The organism is Deltaproteobacteria bacterium, from assembly GCA_019310525.1.
In the GTDB taxonomy this organism is placed as follows: domain Bacteria; phylum Desulfobacterota; class DSM-4660; order Desulfatiglandales; family HGW-15; genus JAFDEE01.
Map to the genome: position 1 here is coordinate 1 of JAFDEE010000057.1, position 21,536 is coordinate 21,536.

The following is a 21,536-nucleotide window of genomic DNA, read 5'->3' on the forward strand; positions in this document are numbered from 1 at the left end:
TCAAGGTCGGAAGGGAGATCCTGTTTGGCTTGATCCACTTTGTCCTTGGTCTTTGGGAGTACATCGTCGATGTCCGTTCCGGCCACGAACTCGATGACGATGGAACTCCTGCCCTCGGTACTTGTGGAGCTGATTTTCTTGACCCCTTCAAGCCCCTTCAGCTTCTTCTCGATGGGAATGGTGATGGACTTCTCGATATCCTCCGGGGCCACACCGGGATATCTGGTGAAGACGAAAACATAGGGGATTGTGATATCCGGAGCCGATTCCCTGGGAAGGGACATGTAGGAAATCAGGCCGAAAACGGCGAGGACGGCGGCCAGGACGAGGACGGCGACCTTTTTTCTTACGGCGGTATCAGAGACGATCATAACTTCAGGATCTCCGAGAGATCATTCACGTTTTTGATGACTTCCAGCTTCTGACCTTCTTCGACCTGGCGGTGGCCTACCACGATGACCCTGTCCCCCGGCGACAAGCCGGAGAGTATCTGAACTTGCCAACCGGACAGTATTCCTGGTTTCACGGGTCTTTTCTCCGCCTTCCCCCTCTGCTCCACAAAGACAAACTGTTCGTCTCCCCGGGTGATCACCGCATAGAGGGGAACGATCAAAGCATCTTCGAAGACCTTTTTTACAAGTTCCACCTGGGCGAACATGCCGGGCAGAATCCGGCCGTCCGGATTGGCGACTTCCAATTTCAGGTCGTAGAGCCTGGCCAGGCTTCGTGGTTTTCGTGCCAAGAAAACCTTTTTCCCTTTGACCTTCAAGTCTCCCAGGGCCTTGATGATCACGTTGGCCTGTTTGAGATCGAATACGGCGGCCACGTCACTTTCCGGAACACCCACAGTAACCAAGACCCGGTTGAGTTGAAGGATCTGGGCGACCGGTTTTCCCGCTGCCACAAAATCGCCCCTCTCCACCTTGATATCGTTCAAAATACACGAGACCGGGGCCCGAACCCGGGTCCGATCGAGGGCCAGACGGGCCTCACTCAATTGGGCTTCCAGATCCTTTAGTCGGGCCTCGATGGTGTCCAGCTTGGCCTTGGAGGTGGCATGGCTCCTGGCAAGGGTCCTGTTTCGCTCATATTCCAGCTTGGCCAGCCTGTAATTGGCCTCCACACGCTCCAACCTGTTTTGGTAATCCCTGCTGTCCAGTTCAAGGAGGACCTGGCCTTTGGCCACCTTTCGGCCTTCCCTGGCCAGGATCCGAACCACCTGTCCGGATACCTGGGCCCGAACAAGCACCTCTTCTTCAGGTTCAATCTCAGCGGGCAGAGTTATCTTATCCTCCAGGCGTCTTGGACGCACGGTCAGGGTGATCACCTTGACGGGTGGAATCTCCTTTTTAATGGCCGCCTTCTTTTCCGCCTCCAGCCGGACCTTCTCTTCCTTGATCTCCCCGGCCATCCGGAAAAGGAAAATGCTGAGACCCACAACAATCAGCCAAGGGAATCCTCCCCAGAAAAGGCGGAGGATCCTGGCTTTTCTTTTCCCTGCTTTCTTTTCGTTATTATCATACATGATCGTTGACCCACCGACAGTTTCTCAATCCCCGAAAGGCGAGACCCAGGAGACGTTCAGCCCGCTCCGGATCGGACTTCTCGGGGTACATGTAATCCAGGTGAAGGCAGAAATCATTTACTCCCATTATCAGGGAGGAGACATCTTCCGGATCGGCCTCCCGAAACTCTCTGCGAGTGAGGCCTTCCAGGTATATGGCCTTTATGACTTCGTCCATTCGCCTATGAAACCTTTCCAGGTCATATCTCGGGTTCCCCTGGGGAAGCCCGAAGATGAGGGCATGAATAAATTTGAAAAACTCGGGATATTCCAAGAAGGCATCGTATATGTTTTTATATAGTTTCCGTAATTTCTCCGTAGCCGTGCCGGGGGTATCCAGGACTTCGGCTATCATCTCCTCCTGCCACCGCGCGGCATCGTCCAGGATCGCCCGGAAGAGACCCTCCTTGCTCTTGAAATAGTAATAAAGGACCGGTTTGGAGACCCCTGCCTCTTCAACGATTTCCCTGACCGAGGTGCCGCTGTATCCCTTCTGAGAAAAGAGCCTTACAGCGGCCTCCATCAGCTTGCGCTTCGAGGTCTCCTCACTGGGCACCTTCTTCGTGGATCTGTCATGCATGGAGATCATCCGACTCTTAACAGGTTGTTGAAAAACTACTGCGCTTGCTGATGCCGCGTATAAATTCGGCTCAAAATGCTCATTTACTAAATGTAAACTTTGTTTTTCGCCACATTCCGCCTTGCCTCTCCCGCCCTCGCTACGTTTTTCAACAGCTTACAGGAGAAGATGCCTCATTATACCAATTTTTCCTTGTAGTCAATACGAAATCTACCTACCGGTAGGTAAAAACAATTTTAAAATTTTTTGCCCCAAAAACGGGGTCATAGGTTTTCGAGTGAAACCCATGACCCCGTCCTTTAGATCCGCTGACGGTGCATCTCCGGTCATGTACCGATCAAGGGCTGCCTCCTTGCTGAAGGTAAAGCGCAAGGTTCCTTCGAGCCTTCTCTTCCATTTCCAGGAAGCGAATACCCATGCCCGGAGGCCCGGAGGTGGAATCGGTCCCGGGCCTTCGCACCCATACGACTTCACTCTTGATGATAAGGGCATCTTCCAACCCTGGGAGGTTGAGCTTCAGTTGGAAAGTGTCTCCCTCAGGAAGCGGGTGGTCCGTCTTGATGAATAGACCCTTTTGGTTGATATTGGCCGTATAGGCCCTGATAAAGGCCCCCTTGTCCTTGAACGTCAGCGAGAGGGTCCTGACCTGGCGCGGCTCCACCCGGCGTTCGGATTCAGAGATGCGGGAAACCATCTTTTGAAACCGCTTTACGATCGCCGAGAGAATGGCCCGGAATTCGGTTGAAAGCTTGTTGAATTCCATGTCCAGAGTGGCCCGATCCACGATTCCCAGTACCGTTTCTCCCACGGCCCGCGCAGTAGCTGTCCTCTTGACGGCCCCAAGAAAACCGAGTTCACCAAAGACCTCCCCCTCCCCGAGCCTTTCGATCACAACGGTTCTTCCCTCGATTTTCTTGCTGATTTCCACGGCCCCTGAAAGAATCACATAGACCCAATCCCCCGAGCTTCCCTCGGTGATGATTACCTGTCCGTCTTTATAGACTTCCTCGGATGCCAACGTAAACATGGATATTCCCCGTATTTCCCCGCAAAAGGGCCGTCATTATCCCTTTAAGCATTCAAAAGTCCCCCAAAGGGAACCGAACCCAAGATAGTGTCTTAAATTATTATTGTAAAGGGCAAACCACCGGGCGTCAATCGGACTGAAAAAGTTAAGATTTGCTATGGATTCATTACCAAGATGAGGGTCGTCTTCTTGGGTATTTGATGCTTTTTTCCAATATAGAGCGTTTTTCAAGCTGCCCCGGTGGGCGAGAGAGAAAGCTCAAGGCAGGGATATAATCGATCTTTTTTACTGAAGATCTTTATTTACTGAAAAACGTTTCAGTTTCAAGCCTGGGGCTTCTCCCGGCAATCCTTGACGGAATCACACGTGGAGCAGCCACATCCACAATCATCCTTGTTCTTCGACCGCCTGAAATAATTCAGCGCCAAAAGACCAGCGGCCAGGAAAATGATCAAATAGACAATTACATCATCCATTTTATCCCTCATTTCTTAATGGAACTTTTATCTCCTGCAGTTCATAAAGATCAGCCCAATGGATATCACCTGAAAATTCTATTTTAGTGCCCATCCATAAATGGCCAATTCCCGCAATCTTCCGCCTCCGTCACGACTACGGCGTGACAAACTGCGTCAGGCTCAAACCGGGGACCCACCCGTTGGGTGGGGACTCGTCGCTACCGGGCGGACAAATTTTAATCCTCGAAATACTTCAACCCAAATTATGCGTGAACGCTCGCCCAAGGAAGGGGAAAGGGATTTTCCCGGAAGCGGCCTATTTTGGCTCTGGAGCAGGAGAGCGGAAGAGCCAAAATCGGCAGTGAGCGGCCTTCACCCATTAGATGCTGTCAGAATGCTTCAACATATTGCAATAAAAATCAATTTCATTGTTGACGCATAATTTGGGTTCAATGTATGGATGCCTCTGCCGCTTGGCATCCTGAGCGGGACGGGTTAAAATCTTTGCCTTCCCCTCCGGGGCGTAGGCCTTACGGGCCGGAGGCTTGACCTTGAACAAAATTGCCTGCTTTATGGATGGACACGAGCTTGTCCGATTCCACCCACCGGATAATATATTGAAGATACCATGAAACGGCTGGACCTTCTGCCACATTGTGGTATATAGATACACGATAAGATCAGGATCCATTTTTTTCAAGCCCCCCGGGCCCCTCCCCCATGAATCGTTCCCGGCGGGGCTCCAAGCACCTGCAAGGTGCGATGATATGGGTGAGGCCACCGAAAGGAGAAGGGTTATGGAGAGGGTGGAATTTTGTGCGATCCGCCGGAAACTCGGGAAGACCCAAAGCCAGTTGGCACAATTATTGGGAACTTCCCTCAAGGCCGTCCAGAGCTTCGAGCAAGGCTGGCGAAACGTACCTGTCCATATTGAGCGGCAAATGTTCTTTCTCCTTGCCATGAAAAATTCCGCAAACACCCAACCGGCACCCTGCTGGGAAGTTGAAAAGTGCCCGGCTGCCACCAGGGAACGGTGTCCGGCCTGGGAGTTTCGGTGCGGGAACCTATGCTGGTTCATCAACGGAACGATCTGCCATGGGGAGACCCGGGGAGACTGGTCAAAAAAAATGGAGGCCTGCCGGACCTGCCGGGTATTCGGGTCCGTCATCAAAGGGTTGGAGGGATGACGGTCTCCCGAATCCGGCTCAGGCCTTTGCGGTCCATTCAAAAATTTTTTTTGAGAAACCGGAGGCCCTTACCCGGCGGCATTCGCCCTCTTCAAGGGCCTCCGGTGGGGCACTCCCCAATCTCTGGTCTAAAAACCGATGGCCCGGAAGTGCCTTTTACTTGAAGCCCATCTCTATCGCCCTATAGGGACAGATCTCAAGGCAGGATAGGCAGACGACGCATTTGGCGGCGTCGTAAGAAACCTTCCAAGTTTGCCGGTCGACTTCCAGGGCCCCGGTGGGACAGATCGGCACACAGGCTGAACAATCCATACAGCGGTCTTCCTGGATCTTGATCTCGCTGGCCAAGGGGTCAACACCCACGTCCAGCCCTTTCAGGTACTCAAAAGCACGGGATATGGATTCCTCCTCCCCCCTCAGTTCCACAACCATTCTCCCCTGTTTCCCGGGATCAATGGCGGCCCGGAGGATGTTCACGACCAGCCCATAGTCCGTGATGAGATGATAGATGATGGGCTCTTCCACCTTACTGGGGGGAAACTGAAGTACTACTTTGGTCCGTATCATTTTCTCCCCTCCTTTCCGGCAGGTGCCCCGGGCAGTGGGGAGACGGCCTGTGTAAGGATAAATTCTCCCTGCTTGATCAAATCCTTGAGGCGGATTGCGATCTCTCTGGCCTTGGAATAGCTCGAAAAACACCCCGTGGGAACGCGGGTCCCGTTAATCTCTATCGCCCCGCTTCTCAACTCTTCATATGAAACCTCTCCAAGGACATCCACTCCCTCTCCTGTGGGGTAATAGCGGCTGTAATCCACCACGGGAGCCTTGATATCCCCGTCGGACACCGATACAAACCGCATCATCTCCTCATCCAGGATCGGGATGGGAACGCCCACCCCCACGCTCAAGCTCACCCCATAACCCGTAAAAGATACGGCCTTGAGCCATTGCGGGCTCATTTTTTTCAAATCTCCGATGAGGGCAAGGGTTCCGCTCGGCCGCCGGGGTGTACCGTTTTCAAGGCGAGGCAACGAGGGATTATGCTGGGTTCCGTGCCACGCCACATAGCCCTCGGCACCTCCAAGGAAAATACGGGTACCGACACCAATAGTCCGGTAAAACGGGTCATTCAGCAGAGGGGAGAGTTGTCCCGCACTGCAGTAATTCGCGTTTCCAAGCCTGGGTTTCAACAGACCCATGTAAGTATAAATAGGCTTGGAGGAAAGATTCACCGCCACATTGTAATTCTGATAACAATTTCTCGGGTTGAACAAGACCGCCTCGTTCATTTCTTCGAAGCCGATTTCCTCCTCCCGACGCTTGGCGGGATAACAGTCGGTTCCATATCCTTGGGCGGACAAACGCACCTTTTTCCCTGCTACCAGATCCTGGATTACATGGGCACCACCGTACCAGAACTTTCCCGGATGCGGCTCGTTCTTGGAATCGCTCGAAGCCAATGCAGTCGCCCCAATGTAGATGTCCGCCGCGGCCAGGCCGCAATAGGCAGGAACACCGTTCAGGGTGGCCCAACCTCCTCCCAGTTTCATCTTCACCTTGCCTTGTTTGATGTTGAAAAAAGCCCCTGACGAACACATAGGGCTGAAGGTTCCGGTGGTGACCACATCCACCTCCCTGGCCGCCTTCTTGATTCCCTTCCTCCGGACAACCTCTATGATTTCTTCTGCAGTCAAAACGACCGCTGATCCAGAACGTATCTTTTCGTTTATTTCCTCGATGGTTTTCGCCATTCTTTCTTCTCCCCTCTTGAGATGAATAGGTTCTCATGGATTTCACCGATACCAAACCTGAAGCTCCCGAAGGAGCACCGGCATTATCCATAGGCCTATCTCCTTCAAGCGGGAAGTGAAAAATCCCCTTCCTCCCCGGTCTGATGGTCGAAGGCTACCAGAACCTCGAGGGGCTCTCACCTGCTTTTGATTCAATATTGTATCTTCTGACGTTTCCATCACCCGAAGCTCATATCTCTTGTTTTGCCGTTTTTCCACCAGTTCGGCCTGACGACATTGGCGTCAGGCCCTTAAAATGAACAGTCATTTATGATCGAAAAACGGTTTCGCACCATACCACAATGTGGTATAGTTGTCAATAGATGTAAAATTATTTTGAAGCGCAGTCCTCTGCGATCACCCCGGAACAGGACTTAGGAGGAAAGAATGCCAGAAGAAATCATTCAGCGGATTCTTGATCTGAAAAAAGAGCGGCGTGCGATCATCCTTGCCCATAATTACCAGCGTGGTGAAGTTCAAGACATCGCCGATTACGTGGGAGATTCCCTTGAATTGAGCCGAAAAGCCAGTCAAACCGACGCCGATGTGATCGTATTTTGCGGGGTGCATTTTATGGCTGAAACCGCCAAGATCCTTTCCCCTGAAAAGGTTGTCCTTCTCCCGGACAGGGAAGCAGGGTGCCCCATGGCCGATATGATCACCGAGGAACAACTCATCCGGGAAAAAAGCGGAATCCCCGGGTGCAGGGTCGTATGCTACGTCAACTCCAGTGCTGCCGTAAAGGCCGAGGCCCATGTCTGCTGCACCTCAGCCAATGCGGTCCGGGTCGTTCAATCCCTCCGGCGGGAAGGGACCGTGCTGTTCATCCCAGACCAGTACCTCGGCCAGTATGTCATGGAGCAATCGGGCCGCCAGCTCAAACTCTGGCCCGGGTACTGTCCGACCCACATGAAGATTACGGCACGAGACATAGACGCGCAAAAAAAAAGACACCCTGGAGCCAAGGTGCTGGTCCATCCCGAGTGCCGCCCGGATGTGATCCAAGCCGCCGACGAGGTATTGAGCACCGGCGGCATGATTCGTTACGCCCGCGATTACAAGGGGGAATCCTTGATCATCGGGACGGAAACGGGGATCCTCCACAGGTTGAAGAAGGAAAATCCACGTATCCGTTTCATTCCCGTATCGGACAAGTGCGTATGTCCCAACATGAAAAAAACGACCCTCGAAAAGGTCCTTTTCTCGCTCCAGGAGATGGGGCCCACCATCGAAGTACCTGAGGATATCCGAATCCGGGCCCTGGAAGCCGTGGAGAACATGCTGGCCATTTGATTTTCGGGAATTAGGGGCGGGATATCAAAGGAAGGAACGAATAAAGTCTGCTACCTCCCTTTTTCCCCGATAGATCCCGTCAGGATGACGGATGACCCTTATCCTCGTTGAAAAAACAGGCAGGAAACTTTCATCCCATGGAATGGTCAAAAGGCTCACGACCAAATCCCAGGGAATCTGAAGGGGAGAACTAAGGTTCACCTTTGGCCGTTCATCTTCGCCCGGAGCACGGGGGAGCATCGAAAGGTGACAACCTTCCTGGCACCCAGTGTCAAATCCTCTCCCGTAGCCGGATTCCGCCCCCTTCTCTCCTTCTTGTACTTCACTGAAAATTTGCCGAATCCGCTGATAAGAACCTCTTCACCGGATTCCAAGGTCCGTTTGATGATCTCCAGGAGGGTTTCCACCAGGCGGATCGATTTTCCCTTGGAATACCCGCACTGATGATAAATACTCTCGGTGATATCGGCCTTGGTGAGAGTCATGGTCAGGCTCCTTTCCTTGGAATATGTTTACCCTAGCCTTAACTATCTATTTTGTCAACAATTTTGGGAATCATCCCCATCAAATCCTCCCAACCTGCTCTGCTCAAGGATCGAAGATAAAACGCCTGGGGAGACTTCAGATCAGAGAAAAGCCTTTCCTTGACCATCACAGGAGGGGCGACAGGAGGGAATCACTTGATATCCGAAAAAGGCCGTCTACTCCGTGATGAGAAGAGGATTGAATTTCGTGTCATGGTCATAGACGTCGATCCCTTCACTCCTTTTCAAAAAACGAATCACGGCATAGGTAAGCGGAGTAATCAATGCTTCGTAAATCGATTTCGCGAGCCACTGGGTGATGATGGCCCGCATCAATGTTCCTGATGGGATGGTTCCGGCGAAGGCCAGGGTGATGAATAGGAGGGAATCCAATCCTTCGCCCACCAGGGTGGATCCTATGGTGCGCGTCCAGAGCCAGCGCCCCCTCGTTGCTATTTTCATCTTTGCCAGGACGTAGGAATTTGCAAATTCCCCGGCAAGATAGGCCAAAAAAGAAGCAAACAAGAGACGAGGGGTATATCCCAGGATACGCTCATAAGCGGCCTGCCCGTCCCAGAAGGATGCCGGGGGAAGGATCTGCCCAAGCCAGAGTGCCCCAACAGCCAGAAAATTACACAAAAACCCGAGCCAAATGACCCGGCGGGCCTGACGGTATCCGTAAACCTCCGTCAACACATCTCCCGTGATGTAACTGAGAGGGAAAACGAGGATTGCCGCGGGGAGTATGAATCCGAAAAGGTTGACCAACTTTACCGCGGCGATATTGGCCGTTATAAGGCAGGTGACGAAAACCGCCGAAATAATAACGAACCAGGGAGAATACACGGCAATGCTGGATTTTGCCTCACGCGGGTTCATAGTAACATCTTTTGGGCGAAGCGATCTTGCCCTTTTTCTTGAGTTCATTGATGATCTTCGAGACCTCCTTGCTCTCGACCCCCACCATTTTGGCCAGGTCACCAGACCGAAGAGGCCTACCCGCCTTCTTCATGGCATCGAGCACCTTTTTTTCCAAATCCATCATTTCCTCCCCAAAAAGAGCATGGCAACGAAACGAGTTGGAAAGGGCCGATCAAAAACCCTGTCCCGCAAATGCCGTTCCTTTCCCTTCAAAGCCCATCCCTGGGAAAGGGCAAGGACATCTATAGGTGGTTTAGGCTCAACCTGCCGGGGAATTCCCTCACGGATGGCGGCTTTAGTTTTTGCTCATCAGGTACCGAACCGCCTTTTCGAGGCCGTCCAGCGTCAACTCAAACATGGGAAAGATCTCCCGGATCACCCCGATGGTTCGCGTATAAGGCCACTCCACCTTCATCTTGGGATTGAGCCATACGCTGTGTGGGAAAGTCTTCGCAATAAAGCGCAACCGCTCGATACTGGGTCTGCCGGAACGTTCCTCCAGGTGAATGGATCCATCGGTAGCCATCAATTCGTAAGGGGCCATGCTCGCGTCCCCCACGATGATGACGCGGGTTTCCGGATCAAGCCGGGCCATTTCGTCCACCTTGAAGGGCTTGTAACGCCTTGGAGGATCCTCCCAGAGGCGATCATAAATGGTGTTATGAAAAAAGTACGTTTTCAAATCCTTGAACTGGGCCCTCGCGTAATTAAACAGGGTCTGGACCACCTCGATATAGGGATCCATGGACCAGCCCCCGTTGTCGATGGCCAGGATCACCTTGAGCCGGTCCTTGAGGCTCCGGTCGAAAACGATCTCGATCTCGCCCGCGTTTTTCATGGTCTGGTAGATGGTCTCATCGATATTGACCTGATCCTTTGGCCCGACCGGGACCATGTTCCGGAGCCGCTTCAGCGCTTCCCCCATCTGTGACTGGGTCAGAGGTCCCTCTTGGGAATAGTCCCTGTACCGGCGATCCATCGCCACCTTGACGGCGGATTTGTTCCCTGAAACACCTCCGACCCTCATTCCGCCTGGATGGTACCCGGAATGGCCCACAGGAGACGTCCCGCCGGTGCCGATCCACTTGTGGCCGCCATGATGGGCCTCGGTCTGTTCCTTCAGGCGATCGAGAAAGTACTGGATCAATTCCTCCGGGGTCATCCCGGACAGTTCCTTTTCGTCCACCCCCAGAGCCCGGGCCAGTTCCTCAGGGCTCTTCAGCCATTCATCGAGCATGGCCCTGGCGATCTCGGACAGTTCGAATTCGTCCGGATCTTCGAGTTCGGCCCCCTCAAAGTGATGGGCGAACACCTGATCGTAAAGATCGAAATACCGCTCACTTTTCACCAGGATAGCACGGGCGGCGGTATAAAAATCATCGATGGAGTTAACGAGCCCCATGCTCAAGGCCTTTTGCAGCCTGAGAAATGAGGTGGGCGACACCGGGATTCCCACCTTCTTCAAAGTATAAAAAAATTCTGTAAACATCGCTCAAGTCAGCATTCTGATAGTTTTTTGGAGCATCTTTCTCCCTTCCGAGCGAGAAACACCCAGATCCCTTGAGAAACCTACAGCCTGAAACGCGCTGCGCTGTTCTGGGCGACCATGTAATCAGGGCTTTTTTTGAAAAGAACCCCCAGATAGGGCACTTCTCCCTTGACCAGGTCCTTGACCCGGAAATCAGGATCAGCCCGCAAGGCCCGGATCCAGTTGATTAATTCCCGTGTGGCCGGCTTTTTCTCGATGCCCCGGATATCCCTCAACCGGTAAAAAGTCTTGATAGCGTTCTCCAGAAGATCTCTCGATATGTCAGGAAAATGGACCTCGATGATCTGCCGCATCATGTCGGGATCGGGGAAGGCGATGTGATGAAAATTACACCGCCCCAGGAAGGGATCCGATAAATCCTTTTTTGCATTGGAGGTTATGATGATTACGGGCCTATGCTTGGCCTTAATGGTCTTGTCGATCTCGATGATATCAAACTCCATCTGATCAAGCACATCCAGCATGTCATCTTGGAAATCCGTATCCGCCTTGTCGATTTCATCGATCAGCAGGACGACACGCTCCTCCGAAACAAAGGCCTGCCCGATCTTTCCCATCTTGATATAGTCTTCAATATTGCTGACATCACGGGAGGAATCACCGAAACGGCTGTCGTTCAATCGAGTCAGGGTGTCGTATTGGTAAAGGGCGTCGATAAGCTTCATGCTCGATTTTACGTTCAGCACGATAAGGGGCATATTAAGGGCCTCTGCAATGGCATGGGCCAACATTGTTTTCCCGGTCCCCGGCTCTCCCTTGAGGAGGAGGGGCATCTCCAGCGCCATGGAAATATTGACGATCTTGGCCAATTCTTCGTCCAGAACATATTTTGACGCTCCGCTGAATTGCTTGGTGGTAACGTGATTCTCGGAATTCATAGCTTGACTCCTTGCTGTGAAATCTTTTTCCACTTTTTGGGGGAAAAACAGGCATTTCCGAATGCCTTGAAATAATCGGTCTATTCCTTCAAACAAAAGAGAGCTTTGAAAAACGTTCAATCTTGTCCAAGGTCAAAATTGAGCATTTTTCAAAGGTCTCGGTTTGAGCCTTACGCAGCTTGCCCGCCGTAGCCGTGACGTAGGCGGAAGATTTCGGCAAAAGGGGGCGTTTTTCAAATGTCTCAGATTGCAACAAATTGAAATAACACAACAAAAGCAAAGAAAAAAGCCCCAAAATGCGCAAAAAGAATCAAAAACCGATTCCGCTTATGCACTCCGGTATCAAGCATCTCCGGGCCAAAGAATTGGACCGGGCAGGTAAGATTTCTGACTCATTACCATCACGGACATTGTATTGCAAGACCTTTCCCACGGTGTAAAGGAGCGGTTCTGCAGTGAGAAGTATTGGCCATAACCTTTTTCCACAATCTCCTGCCTTCGTCACGGCTACGGCGTAACAAGCTCCGTCAACCCGCCAGAGGCGGGTAAATCTGTAAGATTCCTTGTTCCCGCCTGTAGGGTGGAATGCGAAACCCATTGATTTTCTTAAGCTTACATGGAAATCTCATTTCTAGAACCGGGAGCCCTCTGCCCAGCAGCGGAACTGAGCACCCGAAGGACTCGAAGGAGAGTGGAAACATGGTGAGAGCCCCAAATTAATAAATTGATAGGCATCGGCCGATTAATATATGAACCGAAGAGCTATATCCTGTTAAATCCATCCCGTTTTTATAGGAGAATATTATGCCCCTGGGTTTTCAATCTCTCAATCACGGGACCATCGCTTTCGGCTTTTTCAATATCGACACAGATCTGCTCCTCCTGGAACACTATTTCCTTTTTGCCCCTGAGTTCTGCGAATACATGGTGCAGGCCTCTCGGGAGGAGAAAATTCGGTTCGATTTTTCCTGGGAAGTATATGATATCCCTGCTCCAGACCGAATCGGGGACCTTGCAGGGGCGATTCACGGGACCCACTATGTGGGATTCATCGGGGAAGTCTACCGCTTGTTTCCCTTTCCGGACAGGCAGGAGGAATTCAAGCAAAAACCCGGTGGATACCAAAACCGATCCCGCATAGAACCCCTGATCCAGGATTATGCAATCAAAACGACTATTCCCTTCCAGGCGGATCAGGAGAAAAACACCGTTTCCATCGGAGAATACATCTTCGAGAAAACCGTCTTTCACGAACTGGTCCGCTATGTATGGCTTGGGGGCTACCCCAGATGGCGGGATGGGATTCGGCCGGATTATGTCGAGGACATGAGATCCATAATCGTTCATCAACCCGGGTGGTTGTTTACCGGTCTACGCCTGGAAGACGATTTGGAAGAGGGTACCCACTAACGAGGTGTTGAAAAACACAGCGAGCGCAGTTTGTTTTCGACAGCCTGCTAAATCGGCATAAGAAGTATATCCATATTCAGGGAAAACCAAGGCGCGTTCCCCCTGAACCAGTGTGTAAAGATTTGAATCATGTCTCTCTTACGAGCGCATTCAGGGTCAACTTTTTACATTTGACCGGAAAATCCCTTTCTTTTATATTCCAAGCAAGAGAGGCACCGAAAAAAAGGATATGACGATGCCTGAAAGAAACCGGGAGAAGGCCCTTATTGTCCACAACGGACACCCCTCCTTTCTTTCTCTCCTCGAAAGCCAGTTGGTCTCCGCCGGTTTCGATGTTCACGTCATCACAGAATCGGACAAGGGCTTGCGTTTTTTCCAAGACAACCTCCCGGCTCTCGTTGTCCTGGACAGCCGCCTCCAGCCGATCCCATGGGAAACATTCTGCCAGAACATCCGTCACCATCCGGAAGGAAGATACGTAACGATTCTCCTCACCAGCCCTTCCCCCGAGCCTGAACTGCTTAAAACAGCGATCGACCATGGAGTCAACCACCTTCTGGATCCGGAAGAAAACCCCCAGGCCCTTGAGGCCTGGATCCTCTGGGCCCGGAAGATGGTAGAGTATCAGGCGGACTTGAAACACTCATGCGTTAAGCTGGAGGCGATCGAAAAGGAGATGTCCTCCTTGAACATTCAACTGGAGACATCTCTCAGCCGAGCCAACAAGATGGCCGTGGAGGCTGAACTTGCCTACCTTGAGCTTGACCAGATCTTCAAAAACGCCGCAGGGGGAATACTGGTTGTTAATACCTCCGCCAAGGTCCTACGATACAACGAGGCCTTCCTTAAAACCACCCGGCTGGACCGGCGTGAAATGGAAGGGAAAAAATGTTTTGAGGTGTTCAAGCTGCCCCTTTGCCATACCCCACAATGCCCTTTGAACCACATCCGCAAGGGCAAAAAGCGGGTTGAACAAGAGGTTGAATGGCGATCGCCCGATGGAATCATCCTTTACTTCCTGCTTGTTTCTACTCCCCTGAGAGGACCAGACGGAGATCTCATAGCCATGGTGACCAACGTTACCGATATCACCGGAAGAGTCACCGCAGAGCAAGCCCTCAGAAAAAGTGAAGAGCAGTTCAGGCTGGTTGTTGAGAAAGCCCCCTTCGGGCAAACCATCGTCGGGAAGGATCGAAAGGTGGAATACGTGAACCCCAAATTCTCTGAGATCTTCGGGTATTCCCTGGAAGAACTTCCTGATGAAAAAACATGGTTGAAGGGGGCTTACTGCCCCCGATCCATTGATACGGCCGACCGCGGGATACCGGATCAGTCGGGGGAGAGAGAAAAAGCAGACCAAGAAGGAGAGCGGATCTTCAAGGCGGTATGCAAAGACAATTGCGAGAAGATCGTCACTATCGAAGAAGTGGACCTCGGGGACGAGCGGAAGGTTGTCACCTATGTGGACGTGACCGACAGGATCCGGGCCGAGGAAGCCCTACGAGAAAGCCAGCGGAGATACAGGGAACTGAGTATCATCGATGATCTTACCGGGCTGTTCAACAAGAGGCATTTCAACCACACCCTGAATAACGAAATCAACAGGGCACGGCGTTATAAGCATCCTCTTTCTTTGATCTTGATGGACATCGACGATTTCAAACATTTCAACGACACTTACGGCCACCCCAAAGGAGATCAAGTCTTATCCACCATGGGAAAGATCATCCAGGAAAACATCCGCCAAAGCGATTCGGGGTTTCGTTACGGAGGAGAAGAGTTCGTGGTCATCATGCCTGACACGGACGGAAACGGGGCTGTGGTGCTGGCGGAAAGGATCAGGAAAAAATTCGCATCCATTCCCTTTCAGCCGACAAGGGATCAGACCGTCAGGAAAACCGTAAGCATCGGGGTAGCCGAGTATCTTGGGGATGAAGAGGCAAAGGAATTTCTGGCAAGGGCGGACGAGAACATGTACCGGGCCAAAAAAACGGGGAAAAACCGGGTTATCTTCTCTTGAACTCCAGGTTCCCGGGCCCCCTCAATTTCCGAAACGCTCCGATACGAGCCTTTGAACCTCCCCCCATCGATGGCAGGCCACCCTGTGGCCGGGCTGCACCTCTGAAAGCGGTGGTTCCTCCTCGCTGCATAGTTCAAGGCTGAAAGGGCATCGAGTATGAAACCGGCATCCCGCAGGGGGGTCAATAGGGCTCGGGACGTCACCGGCAAGGACGATCCGATGGGGTTTGTGATCCACGTCGGGAATGGGGATCCCGGAAAGAAGGGCATGGGTATAGGGATGAAGCGGTGAAGAAAAGAGGTTATCCGTGCGCGCGATCTCGACTATTTTCCCGAGGTACATAACCGCTGTCCGGTTGCTGACGTATTTGACCACAAGAAGATGATGGGTGACAAAGAGATAAGTCAAATGCAGGGAATCCTGCAAGGACTTTAGGAGGTTCAGGATCTGGGCCTGGACGGAAACATCAAGTGCGGATGTTGGCTCATCAAGCACAATAAACTCCGGGTCCGTGGCGATGGCCCGGGCCACAGCGATCCGTTGCCTCTGGCCCCCTGAAAACTCATGGGGGTATCGGAGAAGATGATCTTTTGTGAGGCCCACCAGGTAAAGGAGCTCTACGACTCGATCCTCAAGGTCCCGTCCCTTCAGACCGTTCTGGGCCTTGATAGGTTCGGAGATGATGTGTTTGATCAGCATTCTCGGGTTGAGGGAAGTCGTGGGATCCTGGAAAACCATCTGCAGCCTTCCGCGGATGCCAAGCCTCTTCATGGAAGATCTTCTGAGGGAAGTAATATCAATCGCCTTGGCCTGACCTTCACCTTTCCCGTAATAGTAAACTTTGCCGCCGGTGGGGTCGTGGAGCCTGATTATTGCCTTTCCCGCCGTCGTCTTTCCGCAACCGGATTCCCCCACAAGCCCCAGGCACTCGCCCCGGTAGATATCAAGGTCAATGCCGTCAAGGGCTTTCACCCTATTTACCTCACGGTGGAGGATCCCGCCTAAAATGGGATAGTGTTTCCTCAGACTTTTTAATTCCAGTAGTTTTTCCATGTCAGCTTACCTGATCACCTTCCAATTTATCAGGCCGGGGAATTCAACGCCTTTGCCTGATGACATGCAACCAAGTGCCCGCCCCCCATGTCTACCATGTCCGGCATCTCCCTGGAGCATTTCTCCACCCTCACGGGGCATCTCGGGTGAAAGCGGCAGCCCCCGGGAGGTGACACCAGGTTGGGCACATTTCCTTCTATACTCCTCAGCCTTCCCTCCATGGAAAATTTCGGTACGGCATCAAGGAGGGCCCTGGTATAAGGATGAAGGGGATTCCTGAAAAGGGGTTTTACATCCGCCACCTCGCATACATTCCCGGCGTACATCACCCCTACCCGATCGCATGTCTCGGCCACCACCCCGAGATCATGGGTAATGAGAAGGATTGAAGATATTTCTTCTTTCTTCAGTTTCCGAAGCAGGTCCAGGATCTGGGCCTGGATCGTAACGTCAAGGTTTGAGGTGGCCTCATCGGCTATGAGCAGCACCGGGCTGCAGGCCAAGGCCATGGCGATCACGATCCTCTGTTTCATCCCTCCCGAAAGGTTATGGGGGTACCTGTCCACCACCTGTTCGGGGTTCGGGATATCCAGGGCGGATATGATCTCCACGGAGCGACGTCGGGCCTCCCTTTTGAGGGCCTTCTGCCATCTACTGACAAACGGGACCTTTCCGAGAAACCTGCACAAGGGGTCCCCCGGATCCTTCGCCGCCCTGGCGTAAAGGAACATCAGCCATTTGCCGTAAATATCGGAGGTTCGGCCCTTTCCGGCCTTCAAGTCGTCAAGGACCTTTTCATACATCTCCTTTTTCCGGTGAAAGAGAAAGCTCTCCGCAACCTGGTCTCCGATGGACATAATGGGGTTCAGGGCCGCGTTAGGCTCCTGAAATATCATCGAGATCTGGTCTCCCCTCAGCTCCTCCATGTATGCCTCTGTCTGTCTCAGGAGATCCACTACCTCGCCATCATTCTCCTCCGGATAGAAAAGGATCTTCCCGCTCTCTATCCTCCCGGGCTCCTGGACTATCCGCATCATGGAACGGGCTGTTACGCTCTTTCCGCAACCGGATTCCCCCACAAGGCCGAATGTCGAACCCCGGTCAATCACCAGGCTGACCCGATTGAGGGCCTTTACCACCCCCTCGTAGGTATAGAAATTAGTTACCAGGTCACGTGTTTCTATCAATTGGGCCATCTTGTGTCACCTTCTCCTGATCTTAGGATCAAACGCGTCCCTCAGGGCGTCTCCTATCAGGTTCCAAGAAAGCACGAACAAAACGATACAAAGGCCTGGGAAGGCGATCGTGTACCAATATTTCAATGGATCACCCGGAGGCCCGATTATGTAATTTCGGGCCAAGGCCACCATCTGGCCCCAGTCCGCATAACCCTTCGGCGCTCCCAGGCCCAGAAAACTCATGAATGCCGCCATGATGACCATGGACCCGATATCCATGGTGGCAATGACCAGGACAGGGTAAATACCATTGGGCAAAATGTGGCGCATCATGATCCTGAAATGAGAAACCCCCATCACCTTAGCCGCCTGCACGTAATCCAAGTCACGCAATGTCAGGATACTCGAACGCATGACTCTGACATAGACACGCCACTCTACCATAGCCAGGGCGATCATCACATTCTCCAGCCCTCTACCGAAGGCGACGATAATAGCCATGGTGAGAACAAGCAGAGGAATGGCGAAGGCGATATCCACGATGCGCATAAGGATCTCATCCACCAATCCGCCGAAGTATCCGGCGATAAGACCTAGGGTAATCCCCACGATACCAGCGATCCCGACGACGACGAATCCGATCTTGAAGGCCGTTCGGGTTCCCCATATCACCCCGTAGAAGATATCGTACTGCCCGGTGGTTGTCCCGAAGACATGGTCTTTTCCCGGGGGCTTGGGTGTGGGTGAAAATCCCTTGTGGGGCATCATATAAGGATTGTGGGGATATTTCGGCGGAGCGATGAGGGGAGCGGAGACGGCTATCCCCGTGAAGAACAGGAGGAGAGAGAATCCGATAAGGGCGGAAGGATTCCTGAATATCCTGTAGAGAGTGAACTTGAGTTCCTTGATGCGTGGATGAGGGTCGCCCATGATTCACTCCTCCTCAGGTGAGCCGGATCCTGGGATCGATGGCGGCATAAAGGATATCAATCGCCAGGTTAGTAATCACATAGACCATACCGAAAAAAAGGCATACCCCCATCAAGACCGGGATGTCGAGGGAGATGGCCGATTGGGCGAGCCACCAGCCGATTCCCCGCCTGTTGAATATGATCTCTACCGAGATGCTCCCCTCCATGGAAAAGGCTACCAACCATCCCGCAACGGTTACGACTGGAATCAAGGCATTCTTCCTGGCATGTTTGAAATACACCGTCTTCTTGTCCGCACCCTTGGCCCGGGCGGTGATGACAAAATCTTTCGAAATCTCTTCAATCATGCTCGAGCGCATGACCCGCATGAGCAAGGCCACCACGACCACCACCTGGGTCAACACGGGCATGGCAAGATGCCTGAGGGCGTCCAGGGTTATGTCCAGCCTTCCGTTCAGGAGGCCGTCGATGGTATACATCCCGGTGTACACCTTGAACTTGTCGGGATTTTTGAGGATGAACATCTGGATATGGTCGCTTATGATTCCAGGTGGAAAGACCGAGAAATAGCCGTAAAAAAGCATGAGCATGATAAGGGCGAACAGAAAGGTGGGAAGGGACCAGCCGATAATGGCAAAGATACGGGTTGAGTGGTCGATCCAGGTGTCCTTATGGATGCCGGCCTGGGTGCCGAGCCAGATGCCTATAATGATAATGAGAGGGATAGCAAACAGGTTCAGCTCGAGTGTAATAGGCAAATAGTACCAGAAGGCATCCCACACCGTATCGGCCGCTACAAAGGACCAGCCGAGGTTTCCCGTGGCGATCTGCTTGAGCCAACGAAAATATTGTATATAGAATGGGTCGTTTAGTCCGTGTTGCTCGATTATCTGGGGGATGTCCTTTACCTGCTGGGGGCTTTCGACATAGGCCATGGCCCTGCGCTCCGGGCTGAAGGTCATAAGGATCCCGAAGATCAGCACGGATACGCCGACCAAAACAAAAATCAGCAAAAAAAGCCTTCTAATGATATAAGCAGTCAAGGATCATCACCCCACGTTGAAGGTCAAAACCGGGGGGCCTGGAAGGCGCCCCCCGGTTTTGATCATGTGTGAATGATAAAGGACTATTCTTTCCACAACCTGTAGAAGAATTCCTCAGCAGGCGGAAACATGGGATTGGGCACGAATCCGTGGACATAATCCCTGTAAGCCCACAACTCCTTTGGCTGGAAAAGGACGATTCCCAGGGCGTCCTTGTACCAGATCTGCTGCAGCTTGTTATAGGCGTCGGCACGTTTTTGGGGATCCACGTTCTCAATCCCGGCCTTCAGCAGTCGATCCACTTCAGGGTTGCTGTAGCCTATATATTTACCGTAAGTGCCGTCGGAACTCATATAAGGATACATGAAGTTATGGGGATCGGGATAGTCCGCGCCCCATCCTATAATGAACACAGGATATTTAAAGGCTCGGATATTGACCATGTAGTCTTTCCACTCCACGTTCCTGACTTCGATTTTGAACTTGGGATTCAGGCTCTCGATGTTTTCCTTCAACATCAGTGCGGCCGCTTCCCTTTCCTCACGGCCGGTATTGTAAGTGATCACCATCTTGAATCCCTTTTTCCAGACTTTCCCGCCCCAGGCCTTTTTCATATACTCTTTGGCCTTGTTCAGGTCAAAATCGTAGACCGGGATGTCCTTGTTGTAATACGCCAGACCTTCCACGAGCGGTGTGGGGGGCATGGTGCAGAGGTTGTTCAGGACTTCCTTTTTGAACGTGTCACGGTCGTAGGCATGCAGAAAGGCCTTTCGTACATTGATATCAGAGAAGAAATCCGGAGGAATACCGTTTCCGTCCAGCTTTCCGCTGCCGATATTATCGTTTCCCGTGGGGTTGATCTTCTGGCAGAACATGGCTCCTGTCACGGCCAACTGGGGCACCTCGTAGACCTTTACACCCTTCATGGCCTTGACTTCGTTCACATAGGGTTTGCCGACGTGAACACGATCCGCGTCTCCGTTTTGCAGCATAAGTTTCCGTGTGCTCCACTCGGGAACGATCTTAACGATGGCGGTCTTTATTTTCGGCTTTGGCCCCCAGTAACCATCAAAACGCTCAAAGACAAACTGATTCCCCGTCTGCCACAACTTCAATTTATATGGCCCGGTCCCGTTGGTTACGGATTGCAGGGGCTCCTTCCCCTCCGGAGGATTATTGTACTTGGCCGCGTGACGGATGTCACCGTCCCAGCATCCCTTGGATATGGCCCACTTTTTGTTGATGATGCAAGAGGCCGAATAACACAGGATCCCCATCAGGGGAGGATAGGGCTTGGGAAGGTGAAGGATGACTTTCTCACCCTTTGCCTCGATGGCCTTATCGATCTTCTCGAAGATCCCCGGGATGATCTTCCCTCCCTTCCGGGTGCTACCGTACCCGGTAAGGGCCTCGAGCAACATCCACATGGGACCGCCTGCAGGGTCGCAGATCATGGCGCGTTTCAGGGAGTAGACCACATCTTCCGGGGTTAATTCCTGGCCCTCGTGGAACTTCACCCCCTTGCGGATTTTAAAGGTGTACGTCTTGCCGTCCGGCGAAATTCCACCGTTTTCCACGGTGGGAACCTCGGTGGCCAGAACCGGCACGAACTTATCTGTATGAGGCCCGTCAAAAAACACCAAGGTCTCATACACGGTCCAAATCTTGTGAGTTCCGGCCACGTCATAGTTCTTCGCAGGATCCAGGGTATCCACTGAGCCGATATCGGCAAGCACGAAGGTATCCGGGTTCTTCACTCCGCCGTATACCGCCGTGGAACCCATCACCCAAAGGAGACCTAAAAACAAAACCAGCAACTTCTTCATGGTCACTCCTTTCTGTTAAAGGTTGACGCCCTCGAGTTCTCCCTCTCCCCCGATGAATTTGGGGGGTTTCCTCTCTTCCATCCACCCAGGCCCAGAGACAGAGACCTTTGAAAAACGCTCCCTTTTGCCCAATCTCGGCGTCAGGCTCAAACCGGGGACCCACCCGTTGGGTGGGGAGTCGTCGCTTCGCGCGGACAAATTTTAATCCTCGAAATACTTCAATGTATGGATGCCTGTCCCGCTTAGTATTCTGAGCGGGATGGTTAAAATTTTCGCCTTCCTTGACCTTGAACAAAATTGAAC

General features: G+C 52.3%; 21 protein-coding genes. 4 read left to right on the top strand and 17 right to left on the bottom strand.

Annotated features, from left to right (window positions below; translation table 11 throughout):
- The 5 genes from JRF57_11245 to JRF57_11265 all read right to left on the bottom strand — a co-directional run.
- On the bottom strand, positions 1-371 hold a 371-nt coding region (locus JRF57_11245), incomplete at its 3' end, for an efflux RND transporter permease subunit (protein ID MBW2304274.1).
- Positions 368-1,525, bottom strand: a complete 1,158-nt coding sequence (locus JRF57_11250; GenBank protein MBW2304275.1) for an efflux RND transporter periplasmic adaptor subunit — start codon at positions 1,523-1,525, stop codon at positions 368-370. The genes JRF57_11250 and JRF57_11245, both read right to left, overlap by 4 nt.
- On the bottom strand, positions 1,518-2,144 hold the full coding sequence (locus JRF57_11255; GenBank protein ID MBW2304276.1) for a TetR/AcrR family transcriptional regulator: 627 nt from the start codon (positions 2,142-2,144) through the stop codon (positions 1,518-1,520). The genes JRF57_11250 and JRF57_11255 overlap by 8 nt, the downstream gene beginning before the upstream one ends.
- Before the next feature lie 337 nt (positions 2,145-2,481).
- Positions 2,482-3,171, bottom strand: a complete 690-nt coding sequence (locus JRF57_11260; protein ID MBW2304277.1) for a TIGR02266 family protein — start codon at positions 3,169-3,171, stop codon at positions 2,482-2,484.
- Between the two features lie 323 nt (positions 3,172-3,494).
- On the bottom strand, positions 3,495-3,647 hold the full coding sequence (locus tag JRF57_11265; protein MBW2304278.1) for a FeoB-associated Cys-rich membrane protein: 153 nt from the start codon (positions 3,645-3,647) through the stop codon (positions 3,495-3,497).
- 779 nt (positions 3,648-4,426) lie between these two features.
- Here JRF57_11265 and JRF57_11270 point away from each other — a divergent pair.
- Positions 4,427-4,816 (top strand): transcriptional regulator, encoded by a 390-nt coding sequence (locus JRF57_11270; GenBank protein MBW2304279.1) that lies wholly within the window; start codon positions 4,427-4,429, stop codon positions 4,814-4,816.
- A gap of 156 nt (positions 4,817-4,972) precedes the next feature.
- On the opposite strand, the gene JRF57_11275 is transcribed toward JRF57_11270, so the two are convergent.
- Positions 4,973-5,383, bottom strand: a complete 411-nt coding sequence (locus JRF57_11275; protein ID MBW2304280.1) for a 4Fe-4S dicluster domain-containing protein — start codon at positions 5,381-5,383, stop codon at positions 4,973-4,975.
- On the bottom strand, positions 5,380-6,567 hold the full coding sequence (locus JRF57_11280; protein MBW2304281.1) for a homocysteine biosynthesis protein: 1,188 nt from the start codon (positions 6,565-6,567) through the stop codon (positions 5,380-5,382). Before JRF57_11280 ends, JRF57_11275 begins: the two co-directional genes overlap by 4 nt.
- Before the next feature lie 426 nt (positions 6,568-6,993).
- Here JRF57_11280 and nadA point away from each other — a divergent pair, with 426 nt between their 5' ends.
- On the top strand, positions 6,994-7,899 hold the full coding sequence (gene nadA / locus JRF57_11285) for a quinolinate synthase NadA (GenBank protein MBW2304282.1): 906 nt from the start codon (positions 6,994-6,996) through the stop codon (positions 7,897-7,899).
- 197 nt (positions 7,900-8,096) lie between these two features.
- On the opposite strand, the gene JRF57_11290 is transcribed toward nadA, so the two are convergent.
- The 5 genes from JRF57_11290 to JRF57_11310 form a co-directional block, all read right to left on the bottom strand.
- The gene (locus JRF57_11290) at positions 8,097-8,384 is read right to left on the bottom strand and encodes an integration host factor subunit alpha (GenBank protein ID MBW2304283.1); all 288 of its coding nucleotides are present in this window, start codon (positions 8,382-8,384) and stop codon (positions 8,097-8,099) included.
- A 216-nt stretch (positions 8,385-8,600) separates the two neighbouring features.
- Positions 8,601-9,302: a queuosine precursor transporter gene (locus tag JRF57_11295; protein MBW2304284.1), complete on the bottom strand. Its 702-nt coding sequence runs from the start codon at positions 9,300-9,302 to the stop codon at positions 8,601-8,603.
- A complete protein-coding gene (locus JRF57_11300; protein MBW2304285.1) occupies positions 9,289-9,465 on the bottom strand; it encodes a winged helix-turn-helix transcriptional regulator in 177 nt (58 codons plus the stop codon). Before JRF57_11300 ends, JRF57_11295 begins: the two co-directional genes overlap by 14 nt.
- A 174-nt stretch (positions 9,466-9,639) precedes the next feature.
- Complete coding sequence (locus JRF57_11305; GenBank protein MBW2304286.1) at positions 9,640-10,833, bottom strand: hypothetical protein; 1,194 nt, start codon at positions 10,831-10,833, stop codon at positions 9,640-9,642.
- An 80-nt stretch (positions 10,834-10,913) separates the two neighbouring features.
- Positions 10,914-11,771: a MoxR family ATPase gene (locus JRF57_11310; protein ID MBW2304287.1), complete on the bottom strand. Its 858-nt coding sequence runs from the start codon at positions 11,769-11,771 to the stop codon at positions 10,914-10,916.
- Between the two features lie 804 nt (positions 11,772-12,575).
- Here JRF57_11310 and JRF57_11315 point away from each other — a divergent pair.
- Positions 12,576-13,181, top strand: coding sequence for a hypothetical protein (locus tag JRF57_11315; protein ID MBW2304288.1), 606 nt, complete (start codon positions 12,576-12,578; stop codon positions 13,179-13,181).
- A 235-nt stretch (positions 13,182-13,416) separates the two neighbouring features.
- A complete protein-coding gene (locus JRF57_11320) occupies positions 13,417-15,201 on the top strand; it encodes a diguanylate cyclase (protein MBW2304289.1) in 1,785 nt (594 codons plus the stop codon).
- A 21-nt stretch (positions 15,202-15,222) separates the two neighbouring features.
- On the opposite strand, the gene JRF57_11325 is transcribed toward JRF57_11320, so the two are convergent.
- The 5 genes from JRF57_11325 to JRF57_11345 form a co-directional block, all read right to left on the bottom strand.
- Entirely contained in the window at positions 15,223-16,254 is a 1,032-nt protein-coding gene (locus JRF57_11325) for an ABC transporter ATP-binding protein (GenBank protein MBW2304290.1), read from the bottom strand.
- Between the two features lie 29 nt (positions 16,255-16,283).
- Entirely contained in the window at positions 16,284-17,450 is a 1,167-nt protein-coding gene (locus JRF57_11330; GenBank protein ID MBW2304291.1) for an ABC transporter ATP-binding protein, read from the bottom strand.
- A gap of 6 nt (positions 17,451-17,456) precedes the next feature.
- Positions 17,457-18,362: an ABC transporter permease gene (locus tag JRF57_11335; GenBank protein MBW2304292.1), complete on the bottom strand. Its 906-nt coding sequence runs from the start codon at positions 18,360-18,362 to the stop codon at positions 17,457-17,459.
- A 13-nt stretch (positions 18,363-18,375) separates the two neighbouring features.
- On the bottom strand, positions 18,376-19,407 hold the full coding sequence (locus JRF57_11340; GenBank protein MBW2304293.1) for an ABC transporter permease: 1,032 nt from the start codon (positions 19,405-19,407) through the stop codon (positions 18,376-18,378).
- Between the two features lie 83 nt (positions 19,408-19,490).
- Positions 19,491-21,233, bottom strand: coding sequence for an ABC transporter substrate-binding protein (locus tag JRF57_11345; protein ID MBW2304294.1), 1,743 nt, complete (start codon positions 21,231-21,233; stop codon positions 19,491-19,493).
- Positions 21,234-21,536 lie beyond the last annotated feature (303 nt).

Coding starts and splice junctions, on each gene's coding strand:
- JRF57_11250 (MBW2304275.1), bottom strand. CDS start 1,525: ATGTATGATAATAACGAAAAGAAAGCAGGGAAAAGAAAAGCCAGGATC.
- JRF57_11255 (MBW2304276.1), bottom strand. CDS start 2,144: ATGCATGACAGATCCACGAAGAAGGTGCCCAGTGAGGAGACCTCGAAG.
- JRF57_11260 (MBW2304277.1), bottom strand. CDS start 3,171: ATGTTTACGTTGGCATCCGAGGAAGTCTATAAAGACGGACAGGTAATC.
- JRF57_11265 (MBW2304278.1), bottom strand. CDS start 3,647: ATGGATGATGTAATTGTCTATTTGATCATTTTCCTGGCCGCTGGTCTT.
- JRF57_11270 (MBW2304279.1), top strand. CDS start 4,427: ATGGAGAGGGTGGAATTTTGTGCGATCCGCCGGAAACTCGGGAAGACC.
- JRF57_11275 (MBW2304280.1), bottom strand. CDS start 5,383: ATGATACGGACCAAAGTAGTACTTCAGTTTCCCCCCAGTAAGGTGGAA.
- JRF57_11280 (MBW2304281.1), bottom strand. CDS start 6,567: ATGGCGAAAACCATCGAGGAAATAAACGAAAAGATACGTTCTGGATCA.
- nadA (MBW2304282.1), top strand. CDS start 6,994: ATGCCAGAAGAAATCATTCAGCGGATTCTTGATCTGAAAAAAGAGCGG.
- JRF57_11290 (MBW2304283.1), bottom strand. CDS start 8,384: ATGACTCTCACCAAGGCCGATATCACCGAGAGTATTTATCATCAGTGC.
- JRF57_11295 (MBW2304284.1), bottom strand. CDS start 9,302: ATGAACCCGCGTGAGGCAAAATCCAGCATTGCCGTGTATTCTCCCTGG.
- JRF57_11300 (MBW2304285.1), bottom strand. CDS start 9,465: ATGGATTTGGAAAAAAAGGTGCTCGATGCCATGAAGAAGGCGGGTAGG.
- JRF57_11305 (MBW2304286.1), bottom strand. CDS start 10,833: ATGTTTACAGAATTTTTTTATACTTTGAAGAAGGTGGGAATCCCGGTG.
- JRF57_11310 (MBW2304287.1), bottom strand. CDS start 11,771: ATGAATTCCGAGAATCACGTTACCACCAAGCAATTCAGCGGAGCGTCA.
- JRF57_11315 (MBW2304288.1), top strand. CDS start 12,576: ATGCCCCTGGGTTTTCAATCTCTCAATCACGGGACCATCGCTTTCGGC.
- JRF57_11320 (MBW2304289.1), top strand. CDS start 13,417: ATGCCTGAAAGAAACCGGGAGAAGGCCCTTATTGTCCACAACGGACAC.
- JRF57_11325 (MBW2304290.1), bottom strand. CDS start 16,254: ATGGAAAAACTACTGGAATTAAAAAGTCTGAGGAAACACTATCCCATT.
- JRF57_11330 (MBW2304291.1), bottom strand. CDS start 17,450: ATGGCCCAATTGATAGAAACACGTGACCTGGTAACTAATTTCTATACC.
- JRF57_11335 (MBW2304292.1), bottom strand. CDS start 18,362: ATGGGCGACCCTCATCCACGCATCAAGGAACTCAAGTTCACTCTCTAC.
- JRF57_11345 (MBW2304294.1), bottom strand. CDS start 21,233: ATGAAGAAGTTGCTGGTTTTGTTTTTAGGTCTCCTTTGGGTGATGGGT.